The organism is Gordonia alkaliphila, assembly GCF_039542465.1.
Lineage (GTDB): Bacteria > Actinomycetota > Actinomycetes > Mycobacteriales > Mycobacteriaceae > Gordonia > Gordonia alkaliphila.
On the sequence record NZ_BAABIE010000018.1, the window covers coordinates 20,300 to 38,246 of the forward strand.

Here is a 17,947-nt window from a genome sequence, read left to right on the forward strand (position 1 = left end):
TGGCGGTGATCCAGTACCGACTAGCACTCTACCCATGAGAGTGCCAGCGCTTCAACCCTTCCCGAGGGTGAACCTCGCGGGGCCCGGTCAGAGCTTGCTGATCTGCACCGACATGCCGGGATCGGTGGCCACCGTGAGGGGCGACGGCGGCGCTCCCCCGCCGATGACGTGCGCGCCGAGGGTGGCCACCATGACGCCGTTGTCGGTGCACAGGCGCGGCGCGGGTACGCGCAGCTGCACCCCGGCGGCGTCGGCACGCTCCTGTGCGAGCGAACGGATCCGCGAGTTCGCGGTGGCACCGCCGCCGAGCACCAGCGTGTCGACGCCGCGCTCGGCGACCGCCCGCATGGCCTTGGCGGTGAGGACGTCGGCGACGGCCTCCTGGAACGACGCCGCGACGTCGGGGACGCTCACCGCGCGGCCGGCCCGGACCTCGCCCTCCACGTAGCGGGCGACGGCGGTCTTGAGCCCGGAGAAGGAGAAGTCGTAGGCCGCATCCCGGGGGCCGGTCAGGCCCCGTGGGAAGGCGATGGCGTGCGGATCGCCGTCGCGGGCGGCCACGTCGATCGCCGGTCCGCCCGGGTAGCCCATGTCGAGCAGGCGGGCCACCTTGTCGAAGGCCTCGCCGGCGGCGTCGTCGATGGTGGTGCCGAGTTCGTCGATCGGCTTGGCCAACTCGTCGATGCCGAGCAGGTGCGTGTGTCCGCCGGAGACCAGCAGCGCCACCGCCGACGGCATCGGCCCGTGTTCCAGGGTGTCGACGGCGACGTGCCCGCCGAGATGGTTCACCGCGTACAGCGGCACGTCCCAGGCCAACGCGTACGCCTTGGCCGCGGCCACGCCCACCAGGAGTGCACCGGCCAAGCCGGGTCCGATGGTCACCGCGATCGCGTCGGGCCGGTCGATACCGGCCGCTTCGCGGGCACGCGTCATGGTCGGCACCATCGCCTCCAGGTGCGCGCGCGAGGCCACTTCCGGAACCACGCCGCCGTACCGCGCGTGCTCGGCCTGACTGGAGGCCACTTCATCGGCCAGCAGCGTGGCGGCCTCGCCGTCCCAGGAGACGATGCCGACGCCGGTCTCGTCGCAGGAGCTCTCGATGCCCATCACGATCACGACTGGTTCACCTCCGCAGCCGCGGGCCGCACCATGGTGTAGGCGTCGGCGCCGGACGGCTGATAGTAGTTGCGGCGCACCCCGGCCACCGCGAAGCCGCTGCGTTCGTAGAGAGAGATCGCCACGGCGTTGTCGGTGCGCACCTCCAGAAATACCGGCGCGGACGCGGCATCGGCAACTTCCAGCAGCGCATCGAGCAGGGCCCGACCCGAACCTCGCCCGCGATGGGCCGGATCGACGGCGATGGTGTGCACCTCGCATTCGTGCGCGCCGCGCGGACCGAGCACGGAGATTCCGGCGTAGCCCACCACCTCGGCGTCCGACTCGGGGCGCAGGGCGAAGTAGTGGTTGTACGACGCCGCGAGCTCGCTGACGAAGCCGCTCAACGGCCACGGCGAGTCGCCGGCGAAGAGCTCGGCTTCGATCTCAGCGCACCGCGGCAGGTCGCGGGGCGTGAGGGCGTCGACGATCACAGCAGCGACTTGCGGCGCTGGTCCTTGAGCTCCACGGCGTCCGGTCGGCGCAGGTAGAGCGGCGTCAACTCGGCCGGGGGCGCCGCGAGATCGGCGACGGCCACCAGCGCGGCCGCCGTCGGCACCGTCGCCGACGACACGGCCAGCTCGTACCGGTCGGTGAATCCGGGAGTGCCGGCCACGACGGTCGCCTCCCCGGTGTCCACCGCGTCCGGGGCGGTCACCTCGGGGCCGACGAGACGCTCCCCGTCGCGGTAGCGCGCCCAGTACACCTCGCGGCGTCGGGCGTCGGTCACCACCAGCACCTCGCCTGCCGGAGCTGCTTCATCGGACTCGGCCGCGGCGTGCGCGGCGGCGATCGCGTCGAGCGAGCAGACCCCGTACGCCGGAATGCTCAAGGCGTCGGCGTAGGCCGCGGCGGTGGCCATGCCGACCCGCAGACCGGTGAACGGCCCGGGGCCGCAGCCCACCACCACGTCGGTGAGATCGGCTCCGCGACAACCGCTTTCGGCCAGCACCTGCTGCATCAGGGTGGTCAGCATCTCGGCGTGCCGCCGGTGGTCGTGCACCACCTGCTCGGCGAGGGTCGTCGGGCCGTCGTCGGTCACGGCCACCACGCCGACCACCACCGCGGGGGTGGCGGTGTCCAGCGCGAGCACCAGTCGTTGCGGTTCAGTCATTGCGCACCCATTCCCAGCTCACCTGCCGCACCTCGCTGAGGTCGTCGCGGCGCAGCCGCACCAGCAGATATTCGTCGACCAGTCGTTCGGCCACACCCTCGCCCCACTCGACCACCACCACCGACTCGTCCAGGTCGGTGTCCAGGTCGAGGGCGTCGAGATCGTCGAGCCCGCCGAGTCGGTAGGCGTCGACGTGAATCAGGCCCGGCTGTTCGGGACCACCGGGCGGATGGGCGCGCGCGATGATGAACGTCGGCGACGACACGCGTCCGCCCACGCCGAGTCCGGCGGCCAGCCCGCGGGTCAGGGCCGTCTTGCCCGCCCCGAGGGGGCCGTCGAGGATCACCAGGTCACCGGCGCGCAGCAGCGTTGCCAAGGCGGCGCCGAAGGCTTCCGTGTCGGCCACCTCGGGCAGTTCGCGCGTGCCGGCGTCGCCCCGCGCCCCGATATTCATCGCGTCCCCGACGTTCATCGGGCGCCCCAGTACCAGCGCATCTTGGGCCGCGCCGGGGCGCGGCGGGACCGCTGCACCAGATCGTCGATGCCTTCGGTGACCAGATCCGGCGCTTCCATCGGCAGCATGTGGCCGCAGCCCTCGCCCACCTTCAGCCGCGAGTCGTCGCCGAGCGCGGCGAACATGCGCAGCGAGTTCGGCAGCGGCGTGAGGCGGTCGATGTCGCCGCACATCACCACTGACGGCACCTGGGCGAGGACCGGCAGCGCCGTGGACTCGTCGTGGCTTTCCAGCGCGTGCAGGAAGTTGACCATCGTCGAGATGGAGGTGTTCTGGATCATCGACTCCACCGCGTGTCCGGCGGCGGGACTGTAGAAGTCGGGACCGAAGCTCGCGGCCACCAGCACCGGTTCCACTGCTTGGCGGGTGATGCCGCGACCGGCCTGCACCAGCCGCGGGAAGTAGCGGACCGAGACGCGCAGGGCGTCGACCACCGGATTGTTGAGGCCCTCCCCCAGACCGGCCTCGGTGATGCCGCGCGCGGCGGTGGAGACCAGCGCGACGCCGGTGACTCGGCCCTTGTGTCCGAACAGGTCCGGGTGCGCCCGCGCCAGCGCCATGATCGTCATGCCGCCCATCGAGTGACCCACCAGCACCACCGGTCCGGTGGGGGCCACCGCACGGATCACCGCGGCGAGGTCCTCGCCGAGCTGTGCGATCGACGAGCTGGCCGCCGAGCACGGATCGCTGCGGCCGTGGCCGCGCTGGTCGTAGAAGACCATCCGCACGCGCCGCTGCGCCCAGCGTTGGGCCAGCTGGTAGCGCTGGAAGTGCCAGCCCGCCATCCGCAGCGTGAAGCCGTGGACGAAGATCACGGTGAGTTCGGGTGCGAGTCCGTTCGCCGGTCCGGTGACGTGGGTGCGCACCGCGAGCGCGACGCCGTCGTCGGCGATCACCGTCGACGATTCGTCGTCGTAGATGGTTTTGAAGTCGACCTCGGCGTACGGGTCCACCGCGGTACCGCTCTTCTTGCGCCGCCGGGTGCGCCGCATGTTGCCGCCGAGGGTGGCGCCCAGCGATCCGACGTCGCGCAGGCCGGACGCCCAGCTCGCCCTCTCCCGGGTGGCTGCCGTCGCGGTGTTCTCGTGCGTGTCACCGGCGATCGGATCGTCGGAGCCCGTCGACTGCTCGTCAGGGCGACTCACTTGGCCTCCTCGCTCGGATCGTTCACGTAGCGGCGCTGCGCGCGACCGCGGATACCGGAGATGATCTCGTAGTCGATGGTGTCGACGCGTTCGGCCCAGTCGACGGCCTTCGGCATCGCCGGCTCGCCCGGGACATCGGCACCGAACAGGATCGCGCGATCCCCCTCGGCGACCCCGCCGCCGTCCGGGCCGAGGTTCACTACCAGCTGGTCCATGCAGATACGGCCCACGCCCGGGAACCGGCGGCCGTTGATGGACACCTCGAAGCGCTCCGACAGCAGGCGCGGCACACCGTCGGCGTACCCCGCGGGCAGCACGGCGACGATCGTGTCATGCGGCGCGATCCACCGGTGGTTGTACGAGATGCCTTGTCCCGCAGCGACCTTCTTCACCAACGCCACCTCGGCGCTGAGGGTCATCGCCGGGATCAGACCGAAGTCGCCGCGGTCCGGGATCGGCGAGCAGCCGTACAGGGCGAGGCCGGGCCGCACCAGGTCGCGGGCCAGGTCCGGGCGGGTGAGCGCGGCCGGCGAGTTGGCCAGGTGCAGCACGTCGGGAATCACGTTGCGGCGCTTCAGGTCTGCCGCGGCCTCGTCCAGGCGCTGTGCCTGCTGCGAGTTCATCGGGTGCTCGGGCTCGTCGCCGAAGGCCAAGTGGCACATCATCGCCCGCAGGCGGACGGCACCGTCGGCCTGCGCGGCCGCCAGCAGGTCCGCGGTCTCGTCCCAGTCGGACGCGGCGATCCCGCTGCGATTGAGCCCGGTGTCGACCTTGGTGGTCACCGTCGCCGGGACGCCCGCGGCGCGCGCCGCCGCGATCACCGCCGCCAGTTGGCGGGGCGAGGAGACGGCGAGGTCGATGTCGGCGGCGATGCCCGCGGCGAAGTCGGTGCTCGGGGTGTGCAGCCACGAGGTGATGTGCGCTTCCACGCCGGCGGCCCGCAGGGCCAACGCCTCGGTCAGGTGCGCGACGCCCAGTTCGGCGGCACCGGCCGCCAGTGCCGCCCGAGCCACCGGTGCCGCGCCGTGTCCGTAGCCGTCGGCCTTGACCACCGCGATCACCGGGGCGCCGGCGCGTTCGGTCACCACGCGGACGTTGTGCCCGATCGCCGCCAGGTCGACGGTCGCCGCCAGCGCGGGCAGTTCCGTGGTCGTCATGTCCGTTGCACTCCCGTCGCTCCCTGTTCGTCCACCAGCAGGTCCCGCAGCGCCGTCGGCACCGCACCGAGCAAGTCGGAGGCACCGATCGGCACACCGCGGGACGCTGCCCGAGCGGCTCGTGCGTGCACGCGCGCGGCGGCCGCACCGGCCACCAGCGGCGAGCGCCCGGCCGCCAGCAGCGCACCGGCGATCCCGGACAGCACGTCCCCGGCACCCGCGGTGGCCGCCCACGACGAGCCCGCATCGTTGCCGTACACCTGCCCGTCCGGGTCGGCGACCAGCGTGATCCGGCCCTTGAGCAGTACCGTCGCGCCCAATCGTGCGGCGAGCTCCCGCGTCGCCGTCAAGCGATCGGGTCCGACCGGCGCACCGGCCAGACGCGCGAACTCCCCGGCGTGCGGGGTCAGCAGCGTCGGTGCGGTGCGCCCGGACCGCAGGTCGGGGCGACGCGCGAGGACGGTGAGCCCGTCGGCGTCCACCAGCACCGGAACGTCGGCGGCGAGCACGCGCTCCACCATGGCCTCGGCCCTCTCGTCCACGCCGAGTCCCGGCCCGACCACCCAGGCCTGCACGCGCCCAGCGTCGTCGAACCTCTCGACCGCGACCACCTCGGGGCGGTGGGCCACCACCTGCGGTGCGGCGCCACCGATGAAACGCGTCATGCCGGAGGTGGCGGCCACGGCGCCACCGGTGCACAGCACGGCCGCGCCCGGATACTGCTGGGAGCCGGCGACGATGCCGACCACGCCCTGGGTGTACTTGTCGTCGTGCGGGCCGGGCACGGGCCAGGCCGCGGCCACGTCGGCGTCGGTGAGCGCGGCCACCGAGCCGTCGCCCGCGGCGCCGAGGCCGATGTCGATCACGGTGACGCGTCCGCACTGCTCGGCCGCCAGCAGGTGGGCGCGCCGGAGGACCCCGAAGGTCACCGTGATGTCGGCGCGCACGGCGGGGTTGTGGATAACACCGGTGTCCGCGTCGACGCCGGACGGCAGGTCGACGGCCACCACCGTGGTGTCCGGATCGAGGGCGGCGAAGACCGCGGCGGCAGCGGGGCGCAGCGGACCGCGTCCGCCGATGCCGACCACTCCGTCGACCACCGCGTCGAGCCCGGCGGGCAAACTCGCGACGATGCGGCCCCCCGCGCGACGCAGCGCAGCCAGTCCGCCCTCGTGCGTCTGGTCCGGCACCAGCAGTACCGCGGTCACCGCGACACCGTGCCGACCGAGCTCGGCACCGGCGTACAGGGCGTCGCCGCCGTTGTTGCCCGCGCCGATCACCAGGCCGACCGACCGGCCGTAGCAGCCGCCGGTGCCGCGGAGCTCGGTCAGCACCGCCTGCGCCACGCCGTGGGCGGCGCGCACCATCAGGGTGCCGCCGGTCAGCAGGTCACCGGTGGCCGCCTCGGCCGCCCGGACCTCGTCGGCGGTGCAGTAATAGACCGGCACGGTCTACTCCACCGTGACGGACTTCGCGAGGTTCCGCGGCTTGTCGACGTCGTAACCGCGCTCCTGCGCCACCGTCGCCGCGAACACCTGCAGCGGCACCGTGGACACCAGCGGCTGCAGCAGGGTCGGGGTGTGCGGGATCGGGATGAAGTGGTCGGCGATGGCCCGGGAGGCCTCGTCGCCCGGCTCGGCGATCATGATGGTGCGCGCACCGCGGGCCTGGATCTCACGGACGTTGCTGATCATCTTCGAGTGCAGCACCGCGCGCCCCTCCGGGGACGGCATCACGACGATCACCGGCAGACCATCCTCGATGAGGGCGATCGGGCCGTGCTTGAGCTCCCCGGCGGCGAAGCCCTCGGCGTGGATGTAGGCCAGTTCCTTCAGCTTGAGCGCGCCCTCGAGGGCCACCGGGTAGCCGACGTGGCGACCCAGGAACAGGACGGTGTTGCTGGCGGCGTACTGGCGGGCCAGCTCGCGCACCGGCTCCATCTGCTCGAGGACCTTCTCGACGGCGGCCGGAATCTCCTCGAGTGCTCGGAACTCACGCACCACTTCGTCAGGGTACTTGGTGCCGACGGCCTGCGCCAACGCCAGGCCCACCATGTAGGAGGCGGCGATCTGCGCGAGGAAGCACTTGGTCGACGCGACGCCGATCTCGGGACCGGCGTGCGTGTAGAGCACGGCGTCGGACTCGCGCGGGATCTGGGCGCCGTTGGTGTTGCAGATGGCCAGCACGCGGGCCTTCTGGTCCTTGGCGTGGCGCACCGCTTCCAGGGTGTCGGCGGTCTCGCCGGACTGGCTGATCGCCACCACCAGCGTCGACCGGTCGAGCACCGGGTCGCGGTAGCGGAACTCGCTGGCCAGCTCCACCTCGACGGGCAGGCGGGTCCAGTGTTCGATGGCGTACTTGGCGATCATGCCCGCGTTGTAGGCGGTGCCGCAGGCCACGACGAAGACCTTGTCGACGTCGCGGAGGTCCTGGTCGGACAGGCGCTGCTCGTCGAGCACGATCCGTCCGTTCTCCAGGTGCCCCAGGAGCGTGTTCGCGAGCGCCTCGGGCTGCTCGGCGATCTCCTTGAGCATGAAGTAGTCGAAGCCGCCCTTTTCCGCGGCGGCCAGATCCCAGTCGATGTGGAACGGGGTGCCGCCGGTCGGGTTGCCGTCGAAGTCGGTCACCTCGTAGGAGTCAGCGGTGATCACCACCACCTCGTCCTGGCCGAGTTCGACGGCGTTGCGGGTGTGCTCGATGAATGCGGTCACGTCCGAGGCGAGGAACATCTCGCCGTCGCCCACGCCCACCACCAGCGGCGTCGACCGGCGAGCGGCCACCAGGACGCCCGGGTTGTCGGCCGAGGTGAAGACGACGGTGAAGGCACCTTCCAGACGACGCAGGATCGCGTACGCGCTGGCCACGAAGTCGCCGACGTGCTTGCCGGAGGCGTATTCGCGCTGCAGCAGGTGCACGGCGGTCTCGGTGTCGGTGTCCGACTCGAATTCGACGCCGACGTCCTCGAGTTCGGCGCGCAGCGGCGCATAGTTCTCGATGATCCCGTTGTGCACCACGGCGAACTTGCCGTCCAGGCTGCGGTGCGGGTGGGCGTTCCGATCGGTCGGCTTGCCGTGCGTGGCCCACCGGGTGTGGCCGATGCCCGTGGTACCGGCGAGCTGGTCCGGGCCCACCTCGGCGATCAGCTTCTCGAGGTTCTCCAGGCGACCGGCCTTCTTCTCCACCGCGAGGTGTCCGGCGCCGTCGACGATGGCCACGCCCGCAGAATCGTAGCCTCGGTATTCCATCCGTCGCAGGGCCTCAACCACGACGTCTAGTGCCTGACGCTGCCCCACATATCCGACGATTCCGCACATGGTGGGCGAGTTTACCTGCCGAGGGCGGGCAGCCTCCGCTTGCTGGCGTCGTCGTCGGGCTTGTAGGCGGGGTTGCCCAGGAGCTGAGCGAAGTGATCGGCGTCGGCACGACGAATCTTGCCCTCCTCGACGGCCATCACGGTCCCCATCGAGATCTCCGAGTCGGCGAACGCGGCGTACTGCTCCTCCCCGGCCAGCCGGTACAGCAGATAGCCGGTGACCTGGGCCCGAACCGCCGCGTGCACCTTGCGCTCGGCACCGTTGACGCCGAGGAAGCCCTTCACGGTCGGGTTCTCCAGGAGGTCGTTGGCACTCACGCCGGCCAGTGTGCGCAAAACCACGTCGCCACCGAGAAGTTCCGTCAGTTCCACGGCGTTGCCGGTCATCGAATCGAGCGCATCGTCGGCCGCCACGAGCAGCGCGGGGGCGGTGACCTTCGCCGCGTCGACCCGCAGGTCGGCGGAGGTCGGCGCCGGGAACAGCGGCACCAGGGCGCGCACCGGGATCGGCGGCCGACCCAACAGGGTGCGATCGGCGGCCGCGCGCACGGCCGCCGCCGCGCCGAAGCCGTGGCCCACCAGGCCGAGGCGCTCGGCGCTGACCGACACCCGACCGGGCGCACCCAACTGGACGCCGGAGCACACCGTCAGCGCCGCGCGCAGGTCGGTGGCGAGCTCGATGTCGGAGGCCAGCGGACCGCGCTCGGAATCGGGGGCGGCCACCACGATGCCCCAGGAAGCGAGATGGAAGAGGAGGTCGCGGTACGACTTGGAGCTGCGCATCCAGCCGTGCGCGAAGGCGACGGCGGGCAGGTCCTTACCCTCGGTGGGTGCGAAGACCTGGCCGGCCAGTCCGACGATGCCCAGATCGCCACGGTTGACCTTGTGCGGTCCGCGGCGAGCCAGGAGCTTCATCAGCTCGTCCGGCGGGGGCGCTACGACCTTCTTCTTCCCGAACACGGTCCTACCCTATCCAGTTCCACCGGCACCATCAGTCGCGGTAGCGATTCGGGTTCGTCGACGACCACCGGCGCGGGCGGAGCGGAGCGACGGTACGCGCCCCGGGCCGCCGCCAGTTGGGCCCGCGCCCGGGCGCCGATCTCCTCCAATCGGGCCTGCGTGCTCACCGATCACCCGCCAGCACCAGTTCCCCGCCGGAGAGGTCCCCAGCCGAGCGCCATTCGTCGCCCAGCACGGCGATGCTGTCGTCCACGGCCGCCGACGCCGCGCGCCCCGCCTCCGCCGCCAGTTCCAGGCGGGCGTTCAGCTCGGCACGCGCCTCCGGCAGGGCCAGTCCGGCGGCCAGCGGATCGGTCGCCGCCGACATCGTGGTCCGGTAGTCGTCGAGCACTTCGCTCAGCACGTCCCGCGCCGCGGTCACCGAGGCGGCATGGCGCGCGACCGCCTCCGCGGTGGGAACCAGGTCGACGGCCAGCCTGCTCGCAGCCGTCTGCAGTGCCGTGGCCGCCGAGCCGGTCCAGCTCTGCGGCACCTCGGCGCCGACGTCGGTCAGTGCGCTCACCGCGTCGTGGAGGGTGCCGGACTGGCGGCGGAGGGTGTCGGCCAGCTGCCCGAAGGCGTCCAGGTCGAAGGCACTGACCGCGGCATGTGGGGCGTGCACGGCGTCGTCGTCGAAGGTCACCGCGCCGCGGTCCCGCCACTGGCGCAGCAACTCCAGGAACAGCTCAATCGGGTTCACCGACCGACTCCCGATCCGTCTGCACCACCGCCGCGGCATGGCTGCCGATGCGTTCGGCGAGCCCGGCCACCCCGGCACTGGCCGCCGTCAGGCGCTCGACGATGTGGTCCAGCCGCTGGTCCAGCGCCGCCGCGGCCTCCCGGTGCGCGGGCGACTGCGCCCAGCCGGGCCGCAGCGCCAACCGCTGCGCGCAGGCGGCCAGGGTCTGCGCCACAGCGTGCTGTCGTGCGATGAGCCGGTCCAGGCCCGCGGCGTCGAGCCGCACATCTTCGGTCATGTCTGGTTAGACGCACGCCCCGTCGTTCCGGTTCCCCGACACGCCGATCCGCCCCTCCCGCGCGAGTCGCGACCCTGTTGACGGGTCGCTCGCGGAGCCCGGGCAGCGACCCGTAAGCGGGGTCGCGACTCGCCACACGGTCGGGGTGGCGACGAGGAGACGCAGGTCAGACGGCGGCGACGACGGCGGCGACGCGCTCGGCGATGGCCTGCGCGGCGTCGGCCGTGGTGGCCTCCACCATCACGCGCACCAACTGCTCGGTGCCCGAGGGACGCAGCAGAATCCGGCCGCTGCCTTCGAGTTCGAGTTCGGCCTCGGCCACCGCCACTTCGACGGTGCGGTCGACGGCGACCTGGTGCTTGTCGCTCACCGGCACGTTGATCAGGACCTGCGGGAGGATCGTCATGACCGACGCCAGGTCGGCCAGACGACGACCCGTTTCCGCGACGCGGCGAGCCAGCAGGAGGCCGGTCAGCACACCGTCGCCGGTGGTACCGGAGCCGGGGATCACGATGTGGCCGGACTGCTCGCCGCCGAGGGCGTAGCCGCCGGCGCGCAGCTCTTCGAGGACATACCGGTCGCCCACCCCGGTGATCCGGAGGCCGATACCGGCTTCCTTCATCGCCAGGTGCAGACCGAGGTTGCTCATCACGGTGGCGACGAGGACGTCGTCGGTGAGGGCGCCGCGCTCATGCATCGCGAGCGCGAGGATCGCCATGATCTGGTCGCCGTCGACCACCGCGCCGGTGGAGTCGACCGCCAGGCAGCGGTCGGCGTCGCCGTCGTGCGCCAGGCCCAGGTCCGCGCCGTGCTCGAGCACCGCACGCTGCAGGTTCCCCATGTGCGTGGAACCGCAGTCGTCGTTGATGTTGAGGCCGTCGGGATCGGAGTGGATCGCGATGACGCGCGCGCCGGCCGCTTCGTAGGCGCGCGGGCCGACCTCGGACGCAGCGCCGTTCGCGCAGTCAACCACCAGGGTCAGCCCGTCGAGGTGGCTGCCGCCGGACGCGGCGAGGTGTTCCAGATAGCGGTCGACGGCGTCGGGCGCGTCGAGCAGGCGGCCGACGTCGGCGCCGACGGGACGCGGCTGCGGGGCCGACATGGCGGCCTCGATCGCGTCCTCGACGTCGTCGCCGAGCTTGTGTCCGCCGGCGGCGAAGAACTTGATGCCGTTGTCGGGCATCGGATTGTGGGAGGCGGAGATCATCACGCCGAAGTCCGCCGCGTATTCGGCGGTCAGGAAGGCGACCGCGGGGGTCGGCACCACGCCGACCCGGATCGCGTCGGCGCCTGCGGCGGCGAGGCCGGCGCACAGGGCTGCTTCCAGGAATTCTCCGGACGCTCGCGGGTCACGACCGACCACCACGCGGGGACGGGCCGAGCCGGGCGCGGCGAGAGCGTCTGCACCGAGAACGCAAACGGCGGCCGAGGCCAGGCCCAACGCCAGCTCTGCAGTGAGCTGATCGTTGGCCCGGCCCCGGACGCCGTCGGTGCCGAAAAGGCGTGCCATTTAGCGCTTGCTGTACTGCGAAGCCTTACGGGCCTTCTTCAGGCCGTACTTCTTGCGCTCGACAGCACGCGCGTCACGGGTGAGGAAGCCGGCCTTCTTGAGGGTCGGACGATCCTCGGGGCTGACCTCGATCAGAGCGCGGGCGATAGCCAGACGCATGGCGCCGGCCTGGCCCGAGGGGCCGCCACCGACGAGGTTGGCCTGGATGTCGAAGACATCGGGGCGCTCGACGGCCACCAGCGGCGACTTGACCAGCTGCTGGTGCACCTTGTTGGGGAAGTACTCCTCCAGGGTGCGGCCGTTCAGCTTGAACTCGCCGTTGCCGGGCAGCACGCGCACGCGCACGACGGCCTCCTTGCGGCGGCCGACGGTCTGGATAGCGCGGTCGAAGACGACCGGGCCGCGCGAGACGACCTCGGTGGCCTCGGCGTCGTCGGACTCAGTGGTGTAGGTGCCGTCTTCCAGGACGATCTCCTCGTCCACGACCTCGACCTCGTTGTTCACGTCTTCGTTGGTCACTGGGCCACCTGCTTGATCTCGAAGGGCGCGGGGTGCTGCGCCGCGTGGGGATGGTTCGGGCCTGCGTAGACCTTCAGCTTCGAGGCGATCTGATCGCCGAGCTTGTTCTTCGGGATCATGCCCTTGACGGCCTTCTCCACCAGACGATCCGGACGGGTCGCGAGGACCTCACCCACGGTGCGGGACTTCAGGCCGCCCGGGTGACCCGAGTGGTGGTAGAGCTTCTTATCGGTGGCCTTGTTGCCGCTGATAGCGACCTTTTCGGCGTTGATGATGATGACGTAGTCGCCGGTATCCATATGGGGGGCGTACGTCGGCTTGTGCTTGCCACGGAGCAGCGTTGCTGCCTCCACGGCGAGGCGGCCGAGCACCACATCGCTGGCATCGATGACATGCCACGTGCGGGTGATGTCACCGGCCTTCGGGCTGTAGGTAGACACAGTAGTCCTCACTGTTTGATGTACTTCTGCCGGTCACAGTGCATGGACACAGCTGATTCCCGGCGACCAGTAGAGACCCGGGGCTGACGACGAGGTCATGCACCAGCGAACTAATTTACTGGACCCGGTAGCCGCAGGTCAAAACCGAGGAACAACCCGGCGGCCCGCGGGCCGGGATGCGAGGGTGGAGGCATGAACGATTCCTGGACACTGACCGACGACGACGGCGAACTCCTCCTGCACACCGGGACCGCCGGCCGCGCCGCGCGCACCGGCCACAAGCTGACGATCGCCATGAAGAAGTGGACGGCCCAGGTGTCCGTCGACGACGGTCGGCCGGTCGCGGTGACCCTCACCGTCGACGTCGACTCCCTCACCGTCCTCAAGGGCGAAGGCGGCATCGCCCCGTGGACCGGCGCCGAGCCCGGCATCGCCCGCAGCAACGCCCTCAAGTCGCTGGAGGTGAAGAAGCATCCGACGATCACCTACGTCTCCAGCGGCGTGACCCGCGATGGCGACGTCTACGCGGTCGACGGCGATCTCACCCTGCACGGTGTGACCCGCCCGCACCCGATCACCGTCAACCAGGACGGCGACCGCTTCACCTGCGAGTCGACGATCACCCAGACCGATTTCGGGATCAAGCCGTTCTCCCTGATGATGGGTACGGTGAAGGTGGCCGACGACGTGCGCCTCACCATCTCCGCCACCGCGCCCCGCGCCTGATTCCGCGTGGCATGGTCTGCCATTCTCGGACCTGAGTTTCCCTTTCACTGACACCGGCGAGGTCACCGTGGTCAATATGACCAAGGTGCCCCCACTGGTGCCAGTGAAGTGTGGTGACGGTGGCCGGAATCGGCGACCTTCGGTCTGGGAGACCCGGTTCTGGGACCGCAATCTCTGAAAGAATCCCCGAGAATGCCGCTGTCGGCGTCAGAAAGGAGGCCGCCGTGTCCGACCTTCAGCACGTCGATCCACGCAGTGCGCGACGCCGCTTCATTCTCACCGTGCTGGGCGCGATCTTCGGCGCGGTGATCACCGCGACGGGCGTCGCCATCGCGATCGGCCAGTACTCCCAGGCCGACACGGCCGCCTACGTGCAGCGGGCCAAGGAGTGCCAGTCCAAACTCACGCAGTTCACGCTCGACGGCTACGCGATCGACGTCGAGATCACCAAGGACATGAGGGAGTACGACACCACGGCCACGCTCACCCCCGCCTACCGCGGGCTCGTGCTCACCGGCATGGAGGCCGACGTGGTCTGCTCCACCGGCGAGGGCGACTTCTACTCCAGCGCCACCAGCGACGCGATGGAGCAGGTCATCGACTTCTACACCGAGTCCTTCGGCACCGCGACCATGCCCGACGGCAGCCCGCTGACCGACGACGCCGCCGACAAGTACCTGGTCCCCCGCCTGGAGATCGTGGCAGACGCCGCCGAACGCGCCGCCGAGGCGTACGCCGACCGGCTGTCGTGAACGTCGCTCACTCCGCCACCCGAACGCTGCCCACTGCACGACGGCAGGCATCGTCGACCCGGCCGGCACCGGTGCCCTCCTGACAACCGACACTCACCTGCAGCCCACTGTCGACGACGATGTACCAGCGCACCGACGGCCCGGACCCCGGCGCCTCCCGATAGCTGATCACCTGCCGCCCGCCGTAGGTGCTCGACGCCGCGAACTCCACCACCACGTCGTCGCCGCGCTGGGCCACCCGCTGGGCCAGACTCGACGCCACCGACGCTCGATCGGCGCCCGCCCGCAGCGCGGTCACCACCACGATGAGCCTGCGGCCGTCGGCCTCGTCGGCGAAGACCGCCCGGATGCCGCGACCGTCCTCGGGCCGATCTCCGGACAGTTCGGTGCGCTGCCAGCCGCCGGGCACCGTCAGTTCCACCGGTCCGACGCGCGCCGCACCGTGATCGACGACGGCAGGCCGCGGCCAGCGCGCCACCAGCCCCACCACCCCGAGCGTCAGCACCGCCGCGATGACGACCACGAGCAGTGCGCGCCCGCCGCGTCGTCGGGACGGCTCCGGCGGCGACGGAAAGTCGAAGTCCAGCGGTGCGCGCGGCAGATGTCGTCCGCCGTGACGCATCAGCAGCGCCGGGTCGACGCGCGCCACCCGAGCATCCGGCAGGTTCCGCGCCAACTCGGCCGCCAGTTCCCGAGGACGTGGGCCGTCGACCAGCACCACGTCCGCCGCTCGGCCGAGTTCGCGCAGTTCGTCGGGCAATCCCGCCGTCAGTTCGTCCGCCGCGCTGCGCACCACCTCCCACCGTCCGCCGTCCCGGTGCAGCACCTGCGCCCGCCACAACGGCGGCCCCCACCCGGGCGGCTCCCCCGGCACCCACAGCTCCTCGATCACCAGGCACGTCTGCGCGGCGGCATCGCTGTGGCTGGCCGCGATCGCCACCGCACGAGGCACGGCCGGAGCGGTCACCGCGCCACCTGCACCATGTCGGCCCGGCGCGACCGCGAGATCAGCTCGCCGCGCCCGGCCGGGAGCTTCTGCATGCGGTGCCGCCCCACGATGTAGCCCTCGTCCGGGTCCCCGGACAGCAGCAGCACCTCGCACGACAGGTCGCGCAGCCCGGCGACCAGCGGATCGAAGAGCCCGCGCCCGATGCCGCCGGACCGGCGGGCCAGCACCACCCGCAGCCCGATGTCGCGGGCATGCCCGAGCAGTTCCAGCAGCGGCGTCAACGGGTTGCCCATCGCGGTGGAGACCAGGTCGTAGTCGTCGATCACCAGGTAGACCTCGGGGCCGGTCCACCAATCCCCGCGCGCCAGCTGTTCGGCGGTCACATCCTCGTTCGGCAGCCGGGCACGCAGGTAGTCGGCGAGCTCCACCATCATCGGCGCCGCCGTCTGCGCCGAACTCGCGTACCCGGCGAGGTGATCGGCGTCGACCAGCCCCAGCAGGGTGCGCCGGTAGTCGACGACCACCAGCTTGCAGACCTCGTGGCTCCCACTCGCCATCAATCCGGTGATCAGGGTGCGCAGGGTCTGCGTCTTGCCCGACTCCACGTCACCGACGATCAGCAGGTGCGGTTCGGCCGCGAAGTCGGCCACCACCGGAGCGAGGTCCGACTCGCGCAGCCCCAGGACTGCTTGCCCTGCACTCGGCGGATCCCCGTGAGTCGCAACGGCTTCGGTGATCGAACCGAGGGCGATGTCGTCGGCCAGCAATCGCACCCGCGGTGCCGCGCACTCGCCGTAGACCGCGGTCGTCGCGGCGACGAAGGCCGCGGTCCCCTCCGGCAGCGTCTCGACGTCGGCCACTCCGTCGGTCCGCGGCAGCGCCACCAGCAGGTGCAGTTCCTCGCCGGTGAGGCCGCGACCCGGCCGACCCGTCGGCACCGTGGCGGCCACTTTGCGACTCATCTCCGAATCGAGCGGATCGCCGAGCCGCAGCTCGAGTCGGGTGCCGAGGAGGTCCTTCATCGCCGGGCGGATGTCGGCCCACCGCGCCGACGCCACCACCACGTGAATTCCGAACGAAAGGCCTTGCGCCACAAGCGCGTTGACGTCGTCCTCGAGGGTCTCGAAATCGCTCCGCAGGGTGGTCAGGCCGTCGATCACGAGTACGACGTCACCGTGCGGGTCGTCGGTGTACCGGCCCGCCCGACGAGCCGCCCGGTACTCCCGCATCGACTCCAGCCCTTCGGCTTCGAACAGCGCTTCCCGGGTCGTCAAGACGGCGCGGACCTCGGCCACGGTGCGGCGCACCGCATCCCGGCGCGCCTTGGTGGCGACCCCGGCCACGTGCGGCATACCGGCGAGCGCGGCGAGCGTGCCGCCGCCGAAGTCCAGGCAGTAGAAGCTCACCTGCTGCGGGGTGTGGGTCGCCGCAGCAGCACAGATCAGAGTGCGCAGCGCGGTCGACTTGCCGGCCTGCGGACCGCCGACGACGGCGACGTTGCCCGCCGCTCCCCCGAGCTCCAGCCACAGCGTTTCGCGCCGCTGGTCGTACGGTCGGTCGACCACGCCCAGCGGGATCCGCAGATCCCCGGTCGCGGCGTAGCCGCTGGTGAAGGCGTCGAGGGTCACCGCCGACTCCAGCGGCGGCAACCACACCGCGTGCGGGCGACGACCGTGCTCGGCGGCCCGCCCGACCAGGGTCTCCAGCAGCGACGACCTCTCCGACGACGCCGGCGCCGGTGCGTCGTCGACGACGTCGGGCAGCGGTACCCGCTCGGCGGTGAAGCGCAGCACGTCGCCCGTGGCCCGCCCCGCGCCGCGCGTGCCCTCGCCTCCGTTGAGCGGCGGCTCGTACGGTCCCGACACGAACGACGTGTTGAACCGCACCGGCGCGGCCGAGTCGCACTTGAGATAGGCCGCGCCCGGCGTGCTCGGCAGGTGATAGGCATCCGGCACGCCGAGGACCGTGCGAGATTCGTTGGCGGAGAACGTCTTCAGTCCGATCCGGTACGACAGGTGGCTGTCCAGGCCGCGCAGTCGACCTTCGTCCAGACGCTGCGACGCCAGCAGCAGATGGATGTGCAACGACCGCCCGAGGCGACCGATCGCGACGAACAGTTCGGCGAACTCCGGTTTCTGCGCCAGCAACTCGGAGAACTCGTCGACGACGATGAACAGCGCAGGCAGCGGATCCAGCGGCGCGCCCGCCGCCCGGGCCCGCTCGTACTCGCCCACATTCGCGAAGTTGCCCGCCGCGCGCAACAGTTCCTGCCGACGGTTGAGCTCCCCGGACAGCGCGTCGGCCATACGGTCGACCATCGCCAGCTCCTGCTCCAGGTTGGTGATCACCGCCGCCACGTGTCGCGTGGTCAATCCCAGGAACGTGGCCCCGCCCTTGAAGTCGACGAGCACCAGATTCAGTTCGTCCGGCGAATGCGTGGCGATCAGCGCGAGGACGAGCGTGCGCAGGAACTCGCTCTTAACGCAACGTGGATAGTGACTGCGACTGGCGCGAACACCGACCCGCCTGGCCACCCTCAGAACAGCCCGTTTTCTGGACAGTTCCTGACCGCAGGCGCGGCGAACGGGGATCTGGTGCGTGCGCTAAAGCTGAACATGTGGCGGTTGTTACCTCCCCGTGTGGTCGCAGAACTCACCCCGTAAGCGGTATGCCAGTG

The 17,947-nt window shown here is 71.1% G+C and carries 17 protein-coding genes and 1 pseudogene; 2 read left to right on the forward strand and 16 right to left on the reverse strand.

Annotated features, from left to right (window positions below):
• Positions 1–87 precede the first annotated feature (87 nt).
• From tsaD to rplM, 14 genes are all read right to left on the reverse strand, one after another.
• The gene (tsaD, locus tag ABD989_RS16065; protein WP_345314242.1) at positions 88–1,116 is read right to left on the reverse strand and encodes a tRNA (adenosine(37)-N6)-threonylcarbamoyltransferase complex transferase subunit TsaD; all 1,029 of its coding nucleotides are present in this window, start codon (positions 1,114–1,116) and stop codon (positions 88–90) included.
• Positions 1,113–1,589 carry a ribosomal protein S18-alanine N-acetyltransferase gene (gene rimI / locus ABD989_RS16070; protein ID WP_345314243.1) on the reverse strand — a complete coding sequence of 159 codons (477 nt, stop codon included), beginning with the start codon at positions 1,587–1,589 and terminating at the stop codon, positions 1,113–1,115. Before rimI ends, tsaD begins: the two co-directional genes overlap by 4 nt.
• On the reverse strand, positions 1,586–2,269 hold the full coding sequence (gene tsaB, locus ABD989_RS16075) for a tRNA (adenosine(37)-N6)-threonylcarbamoyltransferase complex dimerization subunit type 1 TsaB (protein WP_345314244.1): 684 nt from the start codon (positions 2,267–2,269) through the stop codon (positions 1,586–1,588). The genes rimI and tsaB overlap by 4 nt, the downstream gene beginning before the upstream one ends.
• Entirely contained in the window at positions 2,262–2,741 is a 480-nt protein-coding gene (tsaE, locus tag ABD989_RS16080; RefSeq protein ID WP_345314245.1) for a tRNA (adenosine(37)-N6)-threonylcarbamoyltransferase complex ATPase subunit type 1 TsaE, read from the reverse strand. The genes tsaB and tsaE overlap by 8 nt, the downstream gene beginning before the upstream one ends.
• Complete coding sequence (locus tag ABD989_RS16085) at positions 2,738–3,928, reverse strand: alpha/beta fold hydrolase (RefSeq protein WP_425556549.1); 1,191 nt, start codon at positions 3,926–3,928, stop codon at positions 2,738–2,740. Before ABD989_RS16085 ends, tsaE begins: the two co-directional genes overlap by 4 nt.
• Positions 3,925–5,085, reverse strand: coding sequence for an alanine racemase (gene alr, locus ABD989_RS16090; protein ID WP_345314246.1), 1,161 nt, complete (start codon positions 5,083–5,085; stop codon positions 3,925–3,927). Before alr ends, ABD989_RS16085 begins: the two co-directional genes overlap by 4 nt.
• Entirely contained in the window at positions 5,082–6,533 is a 1,452-nt protein-coding gene (locus ABD989_RS16095; protein ID WP_345314247.1) for an NAD(P)H-hydrate dehydratase, read from the reverse strand. The genes alr and ABD989_RS16095 overlap by 4 nt, the downstream gene beginning before the upstream one ends.
• A gap of 3 nt (positions 6,534–6,536) precedes the next feature.
• Entirely contained in the window at positions 6,537–8,399 is a 1,863-nt protein-coding gene (gene glmS / locus ABD989_RS16100) for a glutamine--fructose-6-phosphate transaminase (isomerizing) (protein ID WP_345314248.1), read from the reverse strand.
• An 11-nt stretch (positions 8,400–8,410) separates the two neighbouring features.
• Positions 8,411–9,358, reverse strand: a complete 948-nt coding sequence (locus ABD989_RS16105) for a dienelactone hydrolase family protein (protein ID WP_345314249.1) — start codon at positions 9,356–9,358, stop codon at positions 8,411–8,413.
• 163 nt (positions 9,359–9,521) lie between these two features.
• Entirely contained in the window at positions 9,522–10,097 is a 576-nt protein-coding gene (locus tag ABD989_RS16110; RefSeq protein WP_345314250.1) for a hypothetical protein, read from the reverse strand.
• Positions 10,084–10,374 carry a hypothetical protein gene (locus tag ABD989_RS16115; RefSeq protein WP_345314251.1) on the reverse strand — a complete coding sequence of 97 codons (291 nt, stop codon included), beginning with the start codon at positions 10,372–10,374 and terminating at the stop codon, positions 10,084–10,086. Before ABD989_RS16115 ends, ABD989_RS16110 begins: the two co-directional genes overlap by 14 nt.
• A gap of 166 nt (positions 10,375–10,540) precedes the next feature.
• Positions 10,541–11,884 (reverse strand): phosphoglucosamine mutase, encoded by a 1,344-nt coding sequence (gene glmM / locus ABD989_RS16120; protein WP_345314252.1) that lies wholly within the window; start codon positions 11,882–11,884, stop codon positions 10,541–10,543.
• Positions 11,885–12,403, reverse strand: coding sequence for a 30S ribosomal protein S9 (rpsI, locus tag ABD989_RS16125; RefSeq protein WP_246994646.1), 519 nt, complete (start codon positions 12,401–12,403; stop codon positions 11,885–11,887).
• Positions 12,400–12,843, reverse strand: coding sequence for a 50S ribosomal protein L13 (gene rplM / locus ABD989_RS16130; RefSeq protein ID WP_345314253.1), 444 nt, complete (start codon positions 12,841–12,843; stop codon positions 12,400–12,402). The genes rpsI and rplM overlap by 4 nt, the downstream gene beginning before the upstream one ends.
• A gap of 192 nt (positions 12,844–13,035) precedes the next feature.
• Between rplM and ABD989_RS16135 the strand changes: the two genes are divergently transcribed.
• Together ABD989_RS16135 and ABD989_RS16140 are read left to right on the forward strand one after the other, a co-directional pair.
• Positions 13,036–13,569 (forward strand): YceI family protein, encoded by a 534-nt coding sequence (locus ABD989_RS16135; RefSeq protein WP_345314254.1) that lies wholly within the window; start codon positions 13,036–13,038, stop codon positions 13,567–13,569.
• Positions 13,570–13,793: 224 nt separating this feature from the next.
• Positions 13,794–14,321, forward strand: coding sequence for a hypothetical protein (locus ABD989_RS16140; protein WP_345314255.1), 528 nt, complete (start codon positions 13,794–13,796; stop codon positions 14,319–14,321).
• A gap of 7 nt (positions 14,322–14,328) precedes the next feature.
• On the opposite strand, the gene ABD989_RS16145 is transcribed toward ABD989_RS16140, so the two are convergent.
• Together ABD989_RS16145 and eccCb are read right to left on the reverse strand one after the other, a co-directional pair.
• Positions 14,329–15,288 carry a type VII secretion-associated protein gene (locus ABD989_RS16145; RefSeq protein WP_345314256.1) on the reverse strand — a complete coding sequence of 320 codons (960 nt, stop codon included), beginning with the start codon at positions 15,286–15,288 and terminating at the stop codon, positions 14,329–14,331.
• Positions 15,285–17,750, reverse strand: a pseudogene (gene eccCb, locus ABD989_RS16150) (type VII secretion protein EccCb); the annotation flags it as partial. The pseudogene eccCb and the gene ABD989_RS16145, both read right to left, overlap by 4 nt.
• Positions 17,751–17,947: the final 197 nt, after the last annotated feature.

Bases quoted from the DNA above. Each gene is read 5' to 3' on its own strand.
- tsaB (WP_345314244.1), bottom strand. From the start codon at position 2,269: ATGACTGAACCGCAACGACTGGTGCTCGCGCTGGACACCGCCACCCCC.
- tsaE (WP_345314245.1), bottom strand. From the start codon at position 2,741: ATGAACGTCGGGGACGCGATGAATATCGGGGCGCGGGGCGACGCCGGC.
- alr (WP_345314246.1), bottom strand. From the start codon at position 5,085: ATGACGACCACGGAACTGCCCGCGCTGGCGGCGACCGTCGACCTGGCG.
- glmS (WP_345314248.1), bottom strand. From the start codon at position 8,399: ATGTGCGGAATCGTCGGATATGTGGGGCAGCGTCAGGCACTAGACGTC.
- ABD989_RS16115 (WP_345314251.1), bottom strand. From the start codon at position 10,374: ATGACCGAAGATGTGCGGCTCGACGCCGCGGGCCTGGACCGGCTCATC.
- glmM (WP_345314252.1), bottom strand. From the start codon at position 11,884: ATGGCACGCCTTTTCGGCACCGACGGCGTCCGGGGCCGGGCCAACGAT.
- ABD989_RS16135 (WP_345314254.1), top strand. From the start codon at position 13,036: ATGAACGATTCCTGGACACTGACCGACGACGACGGCGAACTCCTCCTG.